This is a genomic window from Amycolatopsis sp. NPDC114478, assembly GCF_055633805.1.
The window spans coordinates 861260-877132 of the sequence record NZ_JBVKDO010000001.1 but is presented as its reverse complement, the minus strand read 5'-3'; the positions used below and the strand labels follow the sequence as shown (position 1 = coordinate 877132).

The 15873-nt window shown below is 72.1% G+C and carries 17 protein-coding genes and 1 riboswitch; of the genes, 9 read left to right on the top strand and 8 right to left on the bottom strand.

All coding sequences use genetic code 11. The features are described from left to right. Positions 1-74: 74 nt before the first annotated feature. Together glpX and ACZ7OH_RS04280 are read left to right on the top strand one after the other, a co-directional pair. On the top strand, positions 75-1124 hold the full coding sequence (glpX, locus tag ACZ7OH_RS04285; RefSeq protein ID WP_470279509.1) for a class II fructose-bisphosphatase: 1050 nt from the start codon (positions 75-77) through the stop codon (positions 1122-1124). A gap of 8 nt (positions 1125-1132) precedes the next feature. Next, positions 1133-1882 carry a S1 family peptidase gene (locus ACZ7OH_RS04280; RefSeq protein WP_470279508.1) on the top strand — a complete coding sequence of 250 codons (750 nt, stop codon included), beginning with the start codon at positions 1133-1135 and terminating at the stop codon, positions 1880-1882. Between the two features lies 1 nt (position 1883). On the opposite strand, the gene ACZ7OH_RS04275 is transcribed toward ACZ7OH_RS04280, so the two are convergent. The 4 genes from ACZ7OH_RS04275 to ACZ7OH_RS04260 form a co-directional block, all read right to left on the bottom strand. Further along, positions 1884-2873 (bottom strand): NAD(P)/FAD-dependent oxidoreductase, encoded by a 990-nt coding sequence (locus ACZ7OH_RS04275; RefSeq protein WP_470279507.1) that lies wholly within the window; start codon positions 2871-2873, stop codon positions 1884-1886. A 67-nt stretch (positions 2874-2940) separates the two neighbouring features. Next, positions 2941-3588, bottom strand: coding sequence for a TetR/AcrR family transcriptional regulator (locus ACZ7OH_RS04270; protein ID WP_470279506.1), 648 nt, complete (start codon positions 3586-3588; stop codon positions 2941-2943). A gap of 54 nt (positions 3589-3642) precedes the next feature. After that, on the bottom strand, positions 3643-4365 hold the full coding sequence (locus ACZ7OH_RS04265; protein ID WP_470279590.1) for a lipase family protein: 723 nt from the start codon (positions 4363-4365) through the stop codon (positions 3643-3645). Positions 4366-4398: 33 nt separating this feature from the next. Next, positions 4399-5313, bottom strand: a complete 915-nt coding sequence (locus ACZ7OH_RS04260; protein ID WP_470279505.1) for a DNA recombination protein RmuC — start codon at positions 5311-5313, stop codon at positions 4399-4401. 196 nt (positions 5314-5509) lie between these two features. Between ACZ7OH_RS04260 and ACZ7OH_RS04255 the strand changes: the two genes are divergently transcribed. The 4 genes from ACZ7OH_RS04255 (at position 5510) to ACZ7OH_RS04240 (ending at position 10741) form a co-directional block, all read left to right on the top strand. Continuing rightward, entirely contained in the window at positions 5510-6361 is an 852-nt protein-coding gene (locus ACZ7OH_RS04255) for a TIGR03619 family F420-dependent LLM class oxidoreductase (protein WP_470279504.1), read from the top strand. 76 nt (positions 6362-6437) lie between these two features. Further along, on the top strand, positions 6438-7589 hold the full coding sequence (locus ACZ7OH_RS04250) for an exonuclease SbcCD subunit D (RefSeq protein WP_470279503.1): 1152 nt from the start codon (positions 6438-6440) through the stop codon (positions 7587-7589). Next, on the top strand, positions 7586-10537 hold the full coding sequence (locus tag ACZ7OH_RS04245; protein ID WP_470279502.1) for an AAA family ATPase: 2952 nt from the start codon (positions 7586-7588) through the stop codon (positions 10535-10537). Before ACZ7OH_RS04250 ends, ACZ7OH_RS04245 begins: the two co-directional genes overlap by 4 nt. Before the next feature lie 21 nt (positions 10538-10558). Further along, positions 10559-10741, top strand: coding sequence for a DUF1737 domain-containing protein (locus ACZ7OH_RS04240; protein WP_470279501.1), 183 nt, complete (start codon positions 10559-10561; stop codon positions 10739-10741). A 29-nt stretch (positions 10742-10770) separates the two neighbouring features. Here ACZ7OH_RS04240 and ACZ7OH_RS04235 read toward each other — a convergent pair whose 3' ends face one another. Next, the gene (locus tag ACZ7OH_RS04235) at positions 10771-12165 is read right to left on the bottom strand and encodes a DNA-3-methyladenine glycosylase 2 family protein (RefSeq protein ID WP_470279500.1); all 1395 of its coding nucleotides are present in this window, start codon (positions 12163-12165) and stop codon (positions 10771-10773) included. 102 nt (positions 12166-12267) lie between these two features. On the opposite strand from ACZ7OH_RS04235, the gene ychF reads away from it, so the two are divergent. Beyond that, positions 12268-13350 carry a redox-regulated ATPase YchF gene (ychF, locus tag ACZ7OH_RS04230; RefSeq protein ID WP_470279499.1) on the top strand — a complete coding sequence of 361 codons (1083 nt, stop codon included), beginning with the start codon at positions 12268-12270 and terminating at the stop codon, positions 13348-13350. Positions 13351-13366: 16 nt separating this feature from the next. Here ychF and ACZ7OH_RS04225 read toward each other — a convergent pair whose 3' ends face one another. Further along, a complete protein-coding gene (locus tag ACZ7OH_RS04225) occupies positions 13367-13903 on the bottom strand; it encodes a hypothetical protein (RefSeq protein WP_470279498.1) in 537 nt (178 codons plus the stop codon). 56 nt (positions 13904-13959) lie between these two features. Here ACZ7OH_RS04225 and ACZ7OH_RS04220 point away from each other — a divergent pair, with 56 nt between their 5' ends. Together ACZ7OH_RS04220 and ACZ7OH_RS04215 are read left to right on the top strand one after the other, a co-directional pair. Next, positions 13960-14547, top strand: a complete 588-nt coding sequence (locus ACZ7OH_RS04220; RefSeq protein WP_470279497.1) for an ArsR family transcriptional regulator — start codon at positions 13960-13962, stop codon at positions 14545-14547. After that, positions 14547-15014, top strand: coding sequence for a hypothetical protein (locus tag ACZ7OH_RS04215; protein ID WP_400894659.1), 468 nt, complete (start codon positions 14547-14549; stop codon positions 15012-15014). The genes ACZ7OH_RS04220 and ACZ7OH_RS04215 overlap by 1 nt, the downstream gene beginning before the upstream one ends. Positions 15015-15227: 213 nt before the next feature. Here the strand turns inward: ACZ7OH_RS04215 and ACZ7OH_RS04210 are convergent, their stop codons facing one another. Both ACZ7OH_RS04210 and ACZ7OH_RS04205 read right to left on the bottom strand, forming a co-directional pair. Then, on the bottom strand, positions 15228-15356 hold the full coding sequence (locus tag ACZ7OH_RS04210; protein WP_364453334.1) for a hypothetical protein: 129 nt from the start codon (positions 15354-15356) through the stop codon (positions 15228-15230). A gap of 74 nt (positions 15357-15430) precedes the next feature. Then, the gene (locus tag ACZ7OH_RS04205; RefSeq protein ID WP_400894657.1) at positions 15431-15715 is read right to left on the bottom strand and encodes a 4a-hydroxytetrahydrobiopterin dehydratase; all 285 of its coding nucleotides are present in this window, start codon (positions 15713-15715) and stop codon (positions 15431-15433) included. A gap of 32 nt (positions 15716-15747) precedes the next feature. Beyond that, a riboswitch (TPP riboswitch) is annotated at positions 15748-15854 on the top strand. Positions 15855-15873: the final 19 nt, after the last annotated feature.

Genomic DNA, 15873 nt, shown 5'->3' with positions numbered 1-15873 from the left:
CCGACGGTATCTGGAAAGCACGCGGGTATCTGACAGACTGTTGACCCGCCAGTTCCACGATCCGGGAGGCCCAGATGTCCAGCGCAGAGAGTCGTCGTGAAGCGCCCGACCGCAACCTCGCGATGGAGCTGGTCCGCGTGACCGAGGCCGCCGCGATGGCGGCCGGCCGCTGGGTCGGCCGCGGCGACAAGATCGGCGGGGACGGCGCGGCCGTCGACGCCATGCGCCAGCTCGTCTCGACGGTGTCGATGCGCGGGGTCGTGGTGATCGGCGAGGGCGAGAAGGACGAAGCGCCCATGCTGTTCAACGGCGAAGAGGTCGGCAACGGCGACGGCCCGGACTGCGACGTCGCGGTCGACCCGGTCGACGGCACGACGCTGATGGCCAAGGGCATGCCGAACGCGCTCGCGGTCCTCGCGGTCGCCGAGCGCGGCGCGATGTTCGACCCGTCCGCGGTGTTCTACATGGAGAAGCTGGCCGTCGGGCCGGAGGCGGCGGGCAAGGTGGAGCTCGGCGCGCCGATCGCGGAGAACATCCGCCGGGTCGCCAAGGCGAAGAACAGCAGCGTCGGCGACGTCACCGTGTGCATCCTCGACCGCCCTCGCCACGAGCGGATCATCAAGGAGGTCCGCGACGCCGGCGCGCGGATCCGGTTCATCTCCGACGGCGACGTCGCGGGCGCGATCGCCGCGGCCCGCCCGACCACCGGCGTCGACATGCTGATCGGCATCGGCGGCACGCCCGAGGGCATCATCGCGGCCTGCGCGATGAAGTGCCTCGGCGGCGAGCTGCAGGGCCGGCTGTGGCCGAAGGACGACGCAGAGCGCGAGAAGGCCCTCGCCGCCGGGCACGACCTCGACCGCGTCCTGCTGAACGACGACCTCGTGCGCGGCGACAACGTCTTCTTCTGCGCCACCGGCGTCACCGACGGTGACCTGCTGCGCGGCGTCCACTACCGCGAGGGCGGCGCGACGACGCAGTCCATCGTGATGCGGTCCAAGTCCGGGACCGTCAGAATGATCGACGGCTACCACCGGCTCAACAAGCTGCGGGCGTACTCCTCGGTCAACTTCGACGGCCACCTGGACGCGCCCGCCGACGACGTCGTTCCCCCGCTGCCTTAAGGAGATCCGTGCCCAGGCGACTGCTGGTCCTGCTGGTCCTGGTGTTCGCCCTGGTCCCCGGTACCGCGTCGGCCGGCCCCGCCATCGTCGGGGGCGGCGACGCCGATCAGCCGTACCCGTTCGCGGTGTCGCTGCACACCTCGTCGGGCAGGTTCTTCTGCGCCGGCGCGCTGATCGCCCCGGACTGGGTGGTCACCGCGGCGCACTGCGCGTTCGACAAGACCCCGCCCGCGATCTCCGTGCGGGCGGGGACCAATGACGTCGGCCAGGGCGGCGAGGTCGGCCAGGTCGCGGACATCGTCGTGAACCCGGCCTTCAACACCCAGAGCCCGGCGGGCGACATCGCGCTGCTGCGGCTGGCGACGCCGGCGAAGGCGGCTCCGATCGCACTCGCGACGGCCGCGTCGCCCGGCACGGCGACCCGGATCCTCGGCTGGGGCCAGACCTGCCCGAAGGTCAACTGCGGCCAGATCCCGACGACGCTGCAGCAGCTCGACACGCACATCGTCGAGGGCGCGAAGTGCACGTCGGTGTTCGACGGCACGGCCGAGCTGTGCACGGACAACCCCGGCGGCAAGTCCGGAGCGTGCTTCGGCGACTCCGGCGGCCCCGAGATCGTCCGCGACGGCGACCACTGGCTGCTCGCGGGCGTCACGAGCCGTCCGGGCAACAACGACCCGCAGTGCGCGACGGCGCCGTCGATCTACACGTCGGTCGTCGCGTACGCACCGTGGATCGCGGAGAAGACGAAGGCCTGACCTACTCGGCGTTGCTCGAGTGGCCCGGGAACAGGTGGGCGTCCGGGTCGAGCGCGACGGCGATGTTGTTGACGGCCGTCGCGGCCTCGCCGAAGCCGGTCGCGATCAGCTTGACCTTGCCCGGGTACGCGGCGACGTCGCCGGCGGCGTAGACGCGTTCGCGCGCGGTCGCCATCGTCGAGTCGACGGCGATCGCGCGGTGGTCGATCTCCAGGCCCCAGCTCTCGATCGGCCCGAGGTCGGCGGTGAACCCGAGCGCCGCGACGACGGCGTTGGCCGGCAGCCGCTCTTCTCCGGCGCCTTTGACCGCGATGTCGACGGCTTCGAGCTCGCCGTCGGCGTTCTCGACGAACCGCGTGACCTCGGCGTCCGTGATGATCCGGGTCCCGAGCTCGCGCGCCTGGCGGACGATCGACTCGGCGGCGCGGAACTTGGCGCGGCGGTGCACGAGCGTCACGCTCGCCGCGACGGGGTGCAGGGCGAGGATCCAGTCGAACGCCGAGTCGCCGCCGCCGACAACCACGACGTGCTGCCCGGCGTGCGCGGCCAGCGAAGGGACGAAGTGGACCATGCCGCGGCCCAACCAGCCGTCGCCGGCGGGCAGCGGGCGCGGGGTGAACTCGCCGATGCCCGCGGTAATCAGCACCGCGCCCGCGCGCAGGGTTTCGCCGCCGTCGAGGGTCAGTTCGACCTGCTCGCCGACGGTCTCCAGCTTCTCGGCCTTGCGCCCCAGCAAGTACTTCGGCTTCCACGGCGCGGCCTGCTTCACCAGGCCTTCGACGAGGTCGCGGCCGCGGACCTCGGCGAACCCGCCGACGTCGTAGATCATCTTCTCGGGGTACATCGCGGTGACCTGGCCGCCGGGCTCGGGCAACGAGTCGACCACCGCCATCGAGAGGCCGCGGAACCCGGCGTAGTACGCGGCGAACAGGCCGGTCGGGCCCGCGCCGATGATCACGAGGTCGTAGGAGTCCCCAGGAACTTCAGTCATGCTCGCTCCAGCCAGTGGTGGATGGCGGTGATCGAGAACACAGCCGATCCTAGCCCGGCCCGGTGGCTCAGGCGGGGATGTTCCGGTGCCCGAGCAGGCCGAGCAGCCACGTGTGCCGGATGGCTTCGCGCGCCCGGTCGTAGGCCTCGCCGGTGTCGAGCCAGATGGCCTGGGTGAGCAGTTCGATCGTCGCGGCGACGACGGTGCGCGCCGTGAACGGTGGCGGCAACGGCACCATTGGATCCGTTGTATGCAACCACGCCGCGGTCCGGTCGAATACCGCTTCGCTCTGGCGCAGCACCTCTTCACGCGCTTCGAGGCCCGCGTCGCCGAGGGCGTAGATCTCCAGGAGGACCGCGCGGGTCACCACCGGACGGCGGCGCACGTAGCCGACGACGAAGTCACCGCACGCGGCGACCGCGTCCAGCGGGGCCGCTGCCTCGGCCGCCACCGCGACGCCCTGGTCGAGGAACTGCCCGGTCACCGACCGGTAGGCGGCCAGGAACGCGGACTGCTTGCCGGTGAACTGCTCGTAGAACGACGTGCGGGAGACGCCCGCGGACGCCGTGACGTGGCCGACCGTCGTGGCGGCGTAACCGCGTTCGCCGACGTTGGCCAGCACCGCTTCGACCAGCCGGACACGTTGCGCCGCGGCCACTTCTTCCCGGCTGAGGCTGTGCGGCCCCTTGGGGAGCCGGCGGTCCCGCGTCTTCATCCGCGGGACCGTACCCGGCGGACCGGTCGGCAGAACCGGTCCGCCGGTCGTGAGTCAGGCCGGCTGCTCCGGGGCCAAGGAGTTGCCGGCCGGGATGCGCCCGCAGCTGGACGGCGCCGGCTTGCCCGCGAACCGGTCGGCCAGCCAGCCGATCGCCGCCGGCGCCCACGCCGCCGCGCCGCCGACGTGGCTGAGCAGGTCGTACTGCTGGTACTCGATCGACCGGTTGCCGGTGGCGCAGTACTGCCGGGCCAGTGCCCGCACGTCGCCGGCCACCATCACGCCGTCGCCGGTGCCGATGCCCGGGAGGTTGCTCGTGGTGCCTTCGAGGAACCCGGCGTTGCCCTGGGCGATGAACCCGGGGACGGACGGGGTCGGCGCGGATCCGATGTTGACCTTGTTCACGGCGTCGACGAACGGCGGCACCGAGTTCGGGTTCGCGTACTCCGGCTTCGCGATCTTCTGCCACGTCAGCCCTGGGTACCGGCCGAGCGCGTCGATGATCGACGCGTGCTCCAGCTCGTCGAGCACCTTCAGCCCGTACTCGCTCGCGTATGGCCGCAGGTCGATGCCGAAGCCGCGCGCGACGCCGATCAGCGCCATCGGGATGACGCCGGACCAGACCGGGCTGCCGCCGACGTACTTCAGGTTGTGCGCGGGGTCGACGAGCACGCCGCCTTCGGTGAAGCCGATGAGGTTGGCGTTGACGTCCGGGGCGTAGCTCGGCGCGAGTGCGGCCGCCCAGCAGGCCCGAGTACCCGCCGAGCCGAGCTTCAGTCACCTCAGGTCGACAGCGGAAAATCCGTCCACTCAGCTGGCCGCCAGCTCGTCCCCCTTCCGCACCTGGGGAACGGCGGCCGGACTCCCCGCCGCGTCCGTCAGCGGTGCCACCGTCGCCCGGAAGACCTCCAGCGCCTCCAGCTCCCGCCGTCGCGCCGACAGGAACCGCTGCAGGTGCGTGCTCGACAGGTTCAGCGCGTCCACCGCGCCGCCCGCCGCCCGGTGCGCGGCCGCCGCCCCGGCGCGCACCTGCTCGACGTCGGCCTCCAGCGTCCGGTCGCTCGCCGCGAACAACGCCGCCGAGGCCAGCACCCCGAACCCGGTCGGCCCGCACAGGAACACCCGCCGGTCGATGAGCCAGCGCAGCAGCTCCGGGTCGGTGTCCAGCGCCGCGACCACGGCCGCGTCGGACGGGACGAACATGATCGTCCCGTAGATCGCGTCGGCCCAGCGCTGGTAGCCCTTGCCGGCGAGCTCGGCCGCCCGCGACCGGATCTGCCGGACGTGCGCGCGCAACGCGTCGATCCGCTCCGCCGGGTCGTCGGTCTCCACCGCCTCGGCCCAGATCGCCATACTCGCCTTCGCGTCCACCGGCACCGTGCGGTCGCCACCCACGCGCAGCACCATGTCCGGTTTCGCCGAGCCGCCGCCGCCCACGTCGGTCTGCAGCGTGAAGTGCAGGTTCTCGCGCAGCCCCAGCGCCCGCGCGGTCTCCACCAGCACCTGCTCGCCCAGCTCGCCGCGCCCGCTGATCGAGGCGAACGCGACCTCGTACCGCCGCAGCGCCAGCTGCTGCTGGTCCGACTTCGCCCGCTCGGCCGCCACCTGCCGGGCCGCCGCGTCCGCCCGGCGCATCCCGTCGTTGTACAGCCGCCACAGCACCGCGACGGCGAACAGCAGCAGGACCGCGAGCACGATCGCCGCGGTGGTCAGCACCGTTGCCACTTCCCTCTCCTCCCTCCGGGCCGCCTGGTTCGGACCGCGCAGACATCATGGCGGACAGCACCGACAAAAACCGCAGCCGAACCGTCGCTCTGGGTAGCTGACCTGGGAACAAATGAAATTCCGGCAGGGCGTGTCCGGTTCGGATGCCCCGCTCCGACCCCTTCGGCAGTACTCGAAGAAGAGAACGGAGCACGCCATGACGTTCCCCCTCGTCGGCGTCGGCTTACCGATCATCGAACCGCTCGCGGGCCCCGATGCGATCCGGCGCATCGCGCTCGCCGCCGACCGCTTCGGCTTCCACAGCGTCGGCACCCACGACCGCCTCCTCGTGCCCGCGACCCCCGGCTGGCGCAACGACGCCGGCCTGCCCGAGCACGCGGCCTTCGACGCCGTGGAGACGCTGACCTGGGTCGCGGCGGTCACCGAGCACGTCCGCCTCGTCCCGGGCGTGGTCAACGCGCTGTTCCAGCCGCCCGTGCTGCTCGCGCGGCGGCTGGCCACCCTCGACCGGCTCTCCGGCGGCCGCGTCGCCGCCGGTCTCGGCCAGGGCTGGCTGCCCGAGGAGTTCGCGGTCAGCGGCGTGCCCCCGTCTCGAAGGGGCCGCGGTTTCGAGGAGTACCTCGAAGTCCTTCGCGCCTGCTGGGCACCCGACCCCGTCGAGCACGACGGCCCGCGCTACCCGGTCGCGCGGGCGCTCATCGGGCCCAAGCCCGAGCGGCCGCTGCCGATCCTGCTCGGCGCCGTCGCACCCGAAGCCGTCGAGCGCGCCGCGCGGCTGGGCGACGGCTTGATCGTCGCCTTCCTCTCCTGGGAGAGCACGGAAGAGCAGCTGCGGATCTACCGCGAGGCGGGCGGCGATGGCCGGATCGTGCTCCGCGCGGGGCCGCCGGGCACCGCGTTCCTCGAGTCGACGATCGTCAAAGACCTCGGCCGGGCGGCGGATCTCGGCGTCACGGAGGTGATCTGGGACCTCAACGTCGTCGGCCTGGGCGTGGACGAGCAGCTGGCGGCCTTCGAGGACCTCGCCTTCGAACTGGGCACCTGCTAGTGTTCGTACACACGTTCGAGTGAGTCCGCGGCGAGTCGCCGCGGTTTCGTCGGGGCCGGGTCGTACCTTGGCCCTCGTGAGATTCCTGCACACCTCCGACTGGCACGTCGGCCGCACGTTCCACGGCGCCGACCTGCTCGCGGAACAGGAAGCGGTGCTCGGGCACCTCGCCGACCTCGTGGCCGGTGAGGCGATCGACGCCGTCCTGGTGGCAGGCGACATCTACGACCGCGCGGTGCCGTCGGCCGAGGCCGTCCGGGTGGCCACCGCGGCGGTCGCGCGGATCCGCGCCGCCGGCGCGCAGCTGATCGTCACGCCCGGGAACCACGACTCCGCGCCGCGGCTCGGCGCGTTCGCCGAGTTCGCCGCGGCAGGGGGCCTGCACCTGCGCACCACCGTCGGCGGCCTGGCCGATCCGGTGCTCCTGGAAGACGCCCACGGCCCGGTCGCCGTCTACGGAATCCCTTACCTGGAGCCGGAACCGGCGCGCCACGCGCTGGGCGTGCCGGACGCGCGCGGCCACACCGGCGTGCTCACCGAGGCCATGCGAAGAATTCGCGCGGATCTCGAAACCCGGCCCGGTGTCCGATCCGTCGTGCTGGCGCACGCGTTCGTGACCGGCGGCGAGCCGACCGACTCCGAGCGGACGATCGCGGTCGGCGGCGTCGAGCAGGTGCCCGGCTCGGTCTTCGACGGCGCCGATTACGTGGCGCTCGGCCACCTCCACGGTCCGCAGACGCTCGCCGAGCACCTGCGGTACTCCGGCAGTCCGCTGGCGTACTCGTTTTCCGAAGCGCGGCAACGCAAATCGGTCTGGCTGGTCGACTTCGACGCGGATGGGCTCGCCGACGTCCGCCGGCATGAGCTGCCGGTGCCGAGGGCGCTCGCCACCTTGCGCGGCGAGCTCGAAGACCTGCTCGTGGCGCCGGAACACGACCAGTTCCTCGAGCACTTCCTGTCGGTCACGGTGACCGACCGGGTCCGTCCGGTCGACGCGATGCGGCGGCTGCGCGAGCGGTTCCCGTTCGCGGTGCACCTGGAGTGGGAACCCGCAGGCGGCCACAGCGGCGCCCCGCTGCGGTACTCCGACGCCGTCCGCGGCCGGTCGGACATCGAGGTCTCGCGCAGCTTCCTCGACGACTGCCGCGGTGCCCCGCCCACCGAAAGCGAAGAGCAGCTCCTGTTCCGGGCCCTGGAAGCGGCCGACCGGGGGGCGCTCGCGAAATGAGGCTGCACAGGCTGGAGGTCGAAGCCTTCGGGCCGTACTGCGCACGCGAAGTGGTCGACTTCGACGTGCTCGGCGCCGACGGTCTCTTCCTCCTGCACGGCGAAACCGGCGCGGGCAAGACCACGTTGCTCGACGCGATCGCGTTCGCCCTGTTCGGCGTCGTCCCCGGAGCCCGCAACGAGGCCAAGCGGCTGCGCTGCGACCTGGCCGAGCCCGACCAGGTCACCGAGGTCGCGCTGGAGCTGACCGTGCAGGGCCACCGGCTGAAGATCGTGCGCAACCCGGAGTACCAGCGGCCGAAGCGGCGCGGCGAGGGCACGACCACGCAGCAGGCGAAGGTGTCGCTGAGCTGGGTCGGCGCCGCGCCCGCCGGGCTGGCGCCGGAGGGCCTGATCCGGATCGAGGAGGTCGCGCGCACCGTCGAGCGGCTGCTCGGGATGACGGCGGCCCAGTTCTTCCAGGTGGTGCTGCTGCCGCAGGGCGAGTTCGCGCGGTTCCTGCGGTCCGACACCGCCGAGCGCGAGAAGCTGCTGGAGCGGCTGTTCGGCACCGAACGCTTCGCCGACGTCGAACGCTGGTTCGCGGACCTGCGGGCCGAGCGTGGCCGGGAACTCGAGCAGCGGCAAGGGAAAGTGCGCGAGCTGCTGGCCCGGTACGCGCAGGAAGCACAGCAGGACCCGCCCGAGACCGAGGTGGCGGAGTGGGTCGACGTCGTGCTGGCGGCGTCCGCCGAACGCGTCGGGCAGGTCACCGCCGAAGAGGAACGGACGCGGTCGGCCGCGCGGCGCGCCGATGTCTACCTGCAAGAAGAACGGGCCGGCGCGGAGAAGATCCGCCGGGTCCGCACGGCGCACCTGCGGCTCGTCGAGATCACCGAACAGGCGCCGCAACGCGCCGAGTGGGCCCAGGAGGTCGCGGCCGCGCGGCGGGCGGCAGGGGTCGCCGTGGAGGCTGACCTGCTGGACCGGCGGGCCGCGGAACTGACCGAGGCCGAGCAGGCCGAGAAGGAGCGTGGCGCTCGGCTGCGGGAGTTTGGCACCCGGGCGACCGGCGACCTCAAGGCGCGGGCGGCCGCTGCGCGGGAGGAGGCCGGCGCGGTCGCGGAACTCGTTGCCGAGGCCGAGCAGCAGCAGCTCGACATCATGCGGCGGGACGACCGGAAGCTGGCCGCCGTCACGGCGCAGCAGCAGGTCGAAACGCTGACCACCGAGCTGGCCGCGATTCCGGGACAGCTGGCCAAGCTGCGCGCGGACGCCCTCGCGTCGGCCGAAGCCGAGGCGAAGCTCGACGGCGTGCGCGCCAGGGTGGACGAGCTGCGGGCGTTCGCGCGTGACGCGGCCGAACTCCCCGAAGCACAAGCGAAAGTCGGGCGCGGCGAAGCGAAACTGCGCGAGGTCGTCGACACGCACCAGGCGGCCCGGCAGCGGCGGCTCGACCTGCGCGAGCGGCGGCTCGACGGGATGGCGGCCGAGCTGGCCGCCGCGTTGCCGGATGGCGCGCCCTGTCCCGTCTGCGGATCGGCCGAGCACCCGGCGCCGGCGAACCGGAGCGCCGAACTGGTCGACCCGGCCGAGGAACGTGCCGCCGAGGAAGCCGAGCAGGCCGCGGACGCGGTGCGGCAGCGGGTCGTCGTCGCGCTGGAAGAGGCGAAGGCGCGGCTGGCCGGTCTGCTCGAACGGCTGGCCGGGCGCACGGCCGAGTCGATCACCGCGGAGCTGGCCGAAGCCCGGTCCACGGTCGCGGCCCTGACCGAGCGGGCGGCCGGGAAGGCGAAGCTCGGCGAGCAGGTCGTGCTCCTGGAACGCGATCTCGAGCTGCGGACCGAACGTCGCCGGCAGGCCGAACAGGCGGCGACCGAGGCCACGACCGACGTCCGGGCCCTCGAAGAACGGCTGGCCGAGCGCGAACGCCGGCTCGTCGCCGGGCGCGGCGAGTTCGCGGACGTCACGGCCCGTCGGGAGCACCTGGTCGGGCTGGCCGAGGCCCTCGAAGGGGTCGCCGAGGCGCGGACGGCCGTCGCGGGCGCCCGGGAGCGCGTCGCCCAGCAGCGCGCGCTGGTCGAGGCGGCGGTCAAGGCGAAGGGGTTCACGTCGCTGAAGAAGGCGCGGGCCGCGATGCTGCCGGACGAGCAGATCGAGAAGCTGGAGCAGGGCATCGCCGAAGCCGAAGCCGCCACGGCGGGGGCGCGGGCGCTGCTGTCCGAGCCTGACCTGTTCGGGATCTCGCCGGACGACGTCGCGGACGTCGACCGCGCGGCCGACGCGGCCCAGCTGGCGCGGGCGCGCGCCGACTCCGCGTACGCGGCGCTGCGAGTGGCGACCGCCCAGCACGAAGAGCTGGCGCGGCTGGCCGTCCTGTTGCGCGAAGCGCTCGCCGGTCTCGCGCCGGCCGAAGCGGCGTACGCGGAGCTACGTGCGCTCGCGGACGTCGTCAACGGGCGCGGGCAGAACAGTCGGAAGATGTCGTTGCGGTCGTACGTGCTGGCGGCGCGGCTCGAAGAGGTGGCGGTCGCGGCGACGCACCGGCTGCGCACGATGAGCCAGGGGCGGTACTCGTTCGTGCACTCGGACGCGGCCGGGGCACGCGGCACCCGCGGCGGCCTGGGCATCGACGTGCTGGACGACTACTCGGGCACGATCCGCCCGGCGAAGACGCTCTCCGGCGGTGAGTCGTTCCTGGCGTCCCTGGCCCTGGCGCTGGGGCTGGCCGACGTCGTAGCGGGCGAGACGGGCGGCGCGTTGCTGGACACCCTGTTCGTCGACGAGGGGTTCGGCACGCTGGACGCCGAGACCCTCGACGTGGTGATGAACATCCTCGACGAGCTCCGCGCGGGCGGCCGGGTGGTCGGCCTGGTGTCCCACGTCGAGGAACTGCGCCAGCGCATCCCGACGCGCCTGCGGGTCCGCAAGTCCCGCACGGGCTCTACGGTGGAGGTGCGCGCCGGCTGAGGACTCGGACAAGATGAAGCCATGACGGACCAGCCCCCGAACGGCCTGCCCCGCTACCGCCTGCTCACCGGCCCGGACGACGCGAAGTTCTGCCACCGGGTCAGCGAGGCACTGGAGCTGGGCTACCGGCTCCACGGCTCCCCGGCGGCGACGTTCGACGGCAACCAGGTGATCGTGGCCCAGGCGCTGCTCTGGCAAGGCTGACGCCGGCCGCGGGCATGGCCGGCGCGAGCTCAGCCGAGCCCCGCCGTCGCCGCGTGGCGCAGGTACATGCCCGCGTACGAGCACCACGGTGTCCACGCCCGTGCCCGCTCGGCCAGCGAGTCCGGCGCGATGCCCAGCGCCGCGGCCCCCTGCCGGACCACCGCGTCCTCTGAGAGAAGGACATCCGGGGCGCCGAGCACGCGCATCAGCACGTAGTCCGCCGTCGACGCGTCGATGCCCGGGCACTCCACCAGCTCCGCGCGCAGCTCGGCCGCGTCCCGGCCGACGTGCACGTCGAGCCGTCCCTCGGCCAGCGCCACCGCCACCGGGTGGCCCGTCTCGGCGACCTGCGCCGCGGTCGGGAACAGCCGCGTCACGCCCCACTCGCCCGGAACCTCGTCGCCGCGCGGCAGCGGAACCTCGGGCAACGCCCGGAGCAGCAGCTCCTCGCCGTCGACCGTGCCCGGGACGCGGATTCCCGGCACGTCCAGCACCACCGGAGCCAGCGCCGGGTCGACGCCCAGGACCCGGGTGACCGCCGCCGGGTCGGCGTCGAGGTCGAGCAGCCGGCGCACGCGGCTGACCGCGCTGCCGAGGTCGCGCAGGTCGGTCAGCAGCAGCTCACAGCGCACGTGGTCGGGCTCAGGCGTCAGCCGGACGACGCCGGTGCCGTGCGCGAGCCGCAGCGTCCGCGCGTACGACGTCGAAGTCACCTCTTCGACGCCCGGCAGCGCGTGGGCGGCGAAGAAGCGAAGCAACCCGACAGCGTCGAAGGGTGGCCTGAACGGCAACCGGAGGCTGAGCCGGGTTCCGCTCACGTCGTGCCGACGCCGTGACGCGGCGAAGGCGCGAAGCTGCGACGGCGTCGTCGCGAACACCTCGCGGATCGTCTCGTTGAACTGCCGCACGCTGGAGAAGCCCGCCGCGAACGCGACGTCCGTCAGCGGCAGCCCCGACATCTCGATCAGCAGCCGGGCCGAGTGCGCGCGGTGCGCCCGGGCCAGCGCGAGCGGGCCCGCGCCCAGCTCGGCGGTCAGCACCCGGCCGAGCTGGCGTTCCGAGTAGCCGAGCCGCCGCGCCAGACCCGGGACGCCTTCGCGCTCCACCGTTCCGTCGGAGATCAGGCGCATCGCCCGCGCGGCGAGGTCGGCGCGCACGTTCCAGTCCGGCGAGCCGGGCACCGCGTCGGGCAGGCAGCGGCGGCAGGCGCGGAAGCCGTTGGCCTGCGCGGCCGCCGACGTCGGGAAGAAGCGGACGTTCCGCTCCTTCGGCGTCGACGCCGGGCAGGACGGCCGGCAGTAGATCCCGGTGGTGCGGACCGCCATGATGAACTGGCCGTCGAAGCGCGAGTCGCGGGCGGTGACCACGCGGTAGCAGCGCTCGGCGTCGCGCCAGAGCGCCGGTGCCTCCGTTGAGGTGACCATGGATCCGAGCATGCCAGCAGGTCAGGGCCGTCGCTGGCGGAAATCCGACGCCGCGTTGGGCGCGTGGGCCCTGGCCGGGCGGCCCACGTAGACTGCGGGATCGTGAGTCTCACCCTCGGTATCGTCGGCCTGCCCAACGTCGGCAAGTCCACCCTGTTCAACGCGCTGACCCGCAACGACGTGCTCGCCGCGAACTACCCGTTCGCGACGATCGAGCCGAACGTCGGCGTCGTGCCGCTGCCGGACCCGCGGCTGGACAAGCTGGCCGAGCTGTACAAGTCGGAGAAGACCGTCCCCGCCGTGGTGTCCTTTGTGGACATCGCGGGCATCGTCAAGGGCGCGTCCGAGGGTGCCGGACTGGGCAACAAGTTCCTCGCGAACATCCGTGAGGCCAACGCGATCTGCCAGGTCATCCGCGTGTTCGACGACCCCGACGTGGTGCACGTCGACGGCCGGATCGACCCGTCGAGCGACATCGAGACGATCAACACCGAGCTGATCCTCGCCGACCTGCAGACCCTGGACAAGGCGTTGCCGCGGCTGGAGAAGGAAGCGCGGACGAAGAAGGAGAACAAGCCCGCGCTCGACAACGCGCGGAAGGCGAAGGAAATCCTCGACGCCGGGCGCACGCTCTTCCAGGCGCAGAAGGAAGTCGACTTCGACGCGCTGCGCGAGCTGAGCCTGCTGACGACGAAGCCGTTCCTCTACGTCTTCAACGCCGACGAGTCCGTGCTCACCGACGACGCCCGCCGCGAGGAGCTGACGAAGCTGGTCGCACCGGCGGACGCGGTGTTCCTCGACGCGAAGGTCGAGGCGGAGCTGCTGGAGCTGGACGACGAGGAGTCGGTCCGCGAGCTGCTCGAGTCGGTCGGCCAGCCGGAGCCGGGCCTGTACTCCCTGGCCCGCGCGGGCTTCCACACGCTGGGGCTGCAGACGTACCTGACGGCGGGCCCGAAGGAATCCCGAGCCTGGACGATCCCCCAGGGCGCAACGGCCCCCCAGGCGGCGGGCGTGATCCACACGGACTTCGAGCGCGGCTTCATCAAGGCGGAGATCGTCTCGTACAACGACCTGATGGAGGCGGGCTCGATGGCCGCGGCCCGAGCGGCGGGCAAGGTCCGCATGGAGGGCAAGGACTACATCATGGCCGACGGCGACGTGGTGGAGTTCCGCTTCAACGTCTGAGCGGAGTCCGTCGGACTCACCAGGTGCTGACGAGCGACCTGGTCGCGGCGTCGGCATCTCGGCCCGAAAGTCGCGCGGCCATGGCGGCCTTCAGCACGGCTGCCGCCTGCCCGAAGATCATTTCGGACGAATTGACCAGGTCGAAGCCCGCACGGTCGATCGTGAGCGTGCCTGCTGGGAGGCCAGGCCCCTCGTCGAGCGCACTGGCCATAGCCCCGGCGAACTCGCTGGGCAGCCCGACTGTGAACGGTTCCCTCCACAACATGCTCGGGCAGGTCGGCTCGTCGTCGGCGTCGAACAGTCCGAAGGTCGCCACGGCAACGGCGAACTGCGTCTGGCCGCTCCGGCCGGGCACGAACTGTCCGCCGACAAGAGCGCGTGGAGCGAGACCACCGAACCGTCGCAGGACTTCGACGTGCATCCGGACTGGGTTCGCCACGGCGCCGGTGCCAGCCCGGGACGACCGCAGCCACTCTGCGGCCCGGTACGCCGCGGGATGATCGCCTTCGCCGATCGAGACAAGGCCGTGCCGTTCCACTTCGACGATTGTCATCGCAGCCCCTAACTACTGGTTGTTACTTTCATTGGGCGCAGGATATGCTGCGTCCAATGAAAGCTTCGCCGAGCCTGCTACCCCTGCTGCGATCGCGCATGCAGGGTGAGCTGCTCGCGCTGGTCCTGCTGCACCCTGAGCGCGAGTACAGCATCACCGAGCTCGCCGAGGCCTGCGGCGTCACGCCCACGGCCGTGCTGCGCGAGGTCGAGCGGCTGGTCGGCGGCGGCATCCTGGAAGACCGGCGGGTGGGCCGGAGCCGGCTCGTCAAGGCCCGCACGGACACCCCGCTCTACCGTCCGCTGAGTGACGTCATCGCGGTCACGTTCGGGCCGATGTCACTGCTCACCGAGGCCCTCTCCGGGCTGCCGGGCGTCGACGAGGCCTACATCTACGGGTCCTGGGCCGCGCGCTACAGCGGCGAACCGGGGCCGCCCCCGGGCGATGTCGACGTCCTCGTCGTCGGTTCGCCCGATCCGGACGCGCTCTTCGACCTGGCCGAGAGCGTGTCGCGACGGCTGGGCCGCGAGGTCAACGTCCATCGGATCTCGCCCGGGTCGTGGGCGGCGGACACGGCGGATCCGTTCCTCACCAGCGTTCGTGAACGTCCGCTGGCCCGGCTGAACCTCGACCAGGAGGCTTGATGCCCCAGTGGAACCAAGGGCGCGAACGGATCGACGCCTTCATCGCGCGCGGCGCCATCGAACACGTTCCGGCGTCGCGGGAGGCGGCTGAGGCCGAACTGGTCAGAGCCCGCACCCACCTCGCTTCGGCGCGGCAGCTGCAGGAAACGGACCCGGAAGGCGCGTACACGCTGGCCTACGACAGCGCCCGCCGCGCGTTGGCGGCCGTCTTGCAGAACGAGGGTTTGCGCGTGACGAGCCGGGGCGGCCACGTGACCGTCTACGAGGCGGTCCTCGCCCAGCTGGATCCGCCGCTGGGGCCGGTTCTGCGGCCCTTCAACCGGATGCGGGCCCGTCGCAACGAAATCGCCTACCGGTCTTCGGAGGCTCCGTCGATGACCGCCGAGGACGTGGCGGCCGACGTGCCGAAGGTGCTGGCGATCATCGAAGTGGCCGAAAAGGCCATCCCGAACATGCCGCGCTACTGAGCGGCGCGGACGCCGGCCCGACCCGAAAGCCGGGCCGGCGACCGGATCAGCCGAGCAGGCCCATCAGGGCGATCACGATCAGCACCACCGCGGGGGCGAGGGCGTTGATCCAGGCGCGCTGGGCGGAGGTGAGGGTGGCGGTGCTGTTCATGATGTTTCCTAGGGCCGAAACCGATGCTTCCGCCCTGCTCAGCGCGCTGATCATGCCCTTTGTTAGCGGCTGTGATCGAACTCACCGGCATCCGGGTGACGGCGGCCCCGGGCGGTGAACCAAAGCACCCCGCCGGCCGCTGCCACCATCGTCGCGAATGCCGCCGTACCGACCACGATCGCCTGAGTCATTCCGTCCCTCCGTAGCAGAGCTGTTTACCGAGAGACGTCGAAACGGCGAAAAAGTGCACCCAGCGTAATCGAGGTCACATCGAGTCGAGCACCGAGTCGATCTGCGCCGCCAGCGAGAAGTCCTTCTCCGTCAGGCCGCCCGCCGAATGCGTGCTCAGCCGGAACGTCAGCGTGCGCCAGCGGATGTCGATGTCCGGGTGGTGGTCGGCCGCTTCGGCCAGCACCGCGACGCGGTCCACCACCTCGATCGCCTGCGGGAAGCTCGCCAGCTCCGCCTCGCGCGAAATCACCGCGCCGGACCGCGTCCAGCCGGCGCCCAGCCGTTCGTCGGCCTCGGCGTCGCTCAAGATTTCCGTCATGTCTCCATGGTCGTACGTCCTGGACTACGCTGCACGGTTGCCACGGGAGTCCGGTCAGCCGGGCTGAGAGGCGGGTTACCCGCGACCGTTCGCACCTGACCGGATCATGCCGGCGAAGGGAGGGCTTTCCCCTCCTCGTCCGGAGAAGTGCAGGAGGG

Excerpts from the sequence above, each read along its gene's own strand:
- ACZ7OH_RS04255 (WP_470279504.1), top strand. The coding sequence starts at position 5,510 with ATGACGTTCCCCCTCGTCGGCGTCGGCTTACCGATCATCGAACCGCTC.
- ACZ7OH_RS04215 (WP_400894659.1), top strand. The coding sequence starts at position 14,547 with ATGCCCCAGTGGAACCAAGGGCGCGAACGGATCGACGCCTTCATCGCG.
- glpX (WP_470279509.1), top strand. The coding sequence starts at position 75 with ATGTCCAGCGCAGAGAGTCGTCGTGAAGCGCCCGACCGCAACCTCGCG.
- ACZ7OH_RS04225 (WP_470279498.1), bottom strand. The coding sequence starts at position 13,903 with ATGACAATCGTCGAAGTGGAACGGCACGGCCTTGTCTCGATCGGCGAA.
- ACZ7OH_RS04210 (WP_364453334.1), bottom strand. The coding sequence starts at position 15,356 with ATGACTCAGGCGATCGTGGTCGGTACGGCGGCATTCGCGACGATGGTG.
- ACZ7OH_RS04245 (WP_470279502.1), top strand. The coding sequence starts at position 7,586 with ATGAGGCTGCACAGGCTGGAGGTCGAAGCCTTCGGGCCGTACTGCGCA.
- ACZ7OH_RS04275 (WP_470279507.1), bottom strand. The coding sequence starts at position 2,873 with ATGACTGAAGTTCCTGGGGACTCCTACGACCTCGTGATCATCGGCGCG.
- ACZ7OH_RS04270 (WP_470279506.1), bottom strand. The coding sequence starts at position 3,588 with ATGAAGACGCGGGACCGCCGGCTCCCCAAGGGGCCGCACAGCCTCAGC.
- ACZ7OH_RS04220 (WP_470279497.1), top strand. The coding sequence starts at position 13,960 with ATGAAAGCTTCGCCGAGCCTGCTACCCCTGCTGCGATCGCGCATGCAG.
- ACZ7OH_RS04205 (WP_400894657.1), bottom strand. The coding sequence starts at position 15,715 with ATGACGGAAATCTTGAGCGACGCCGAGGCCGACGAACGGCTGGGCGCC.
- ACZ7OH_RS04240 (WP_470279501.1), top strand. The coding sequence starts at position 10,559 with ATGACGGACCAGCCCCCGAACGGCCTGCCCCGCTACCGCCTGCTCACC.
- ACZ7OH_RS04235 (WP_470279500.1), bottom strand. The coding sequence starts at position 12,165 with ATGGTCACCTCAACGGAGGCACCGGCGCTCTGGCGCGACGCCGAGCGC.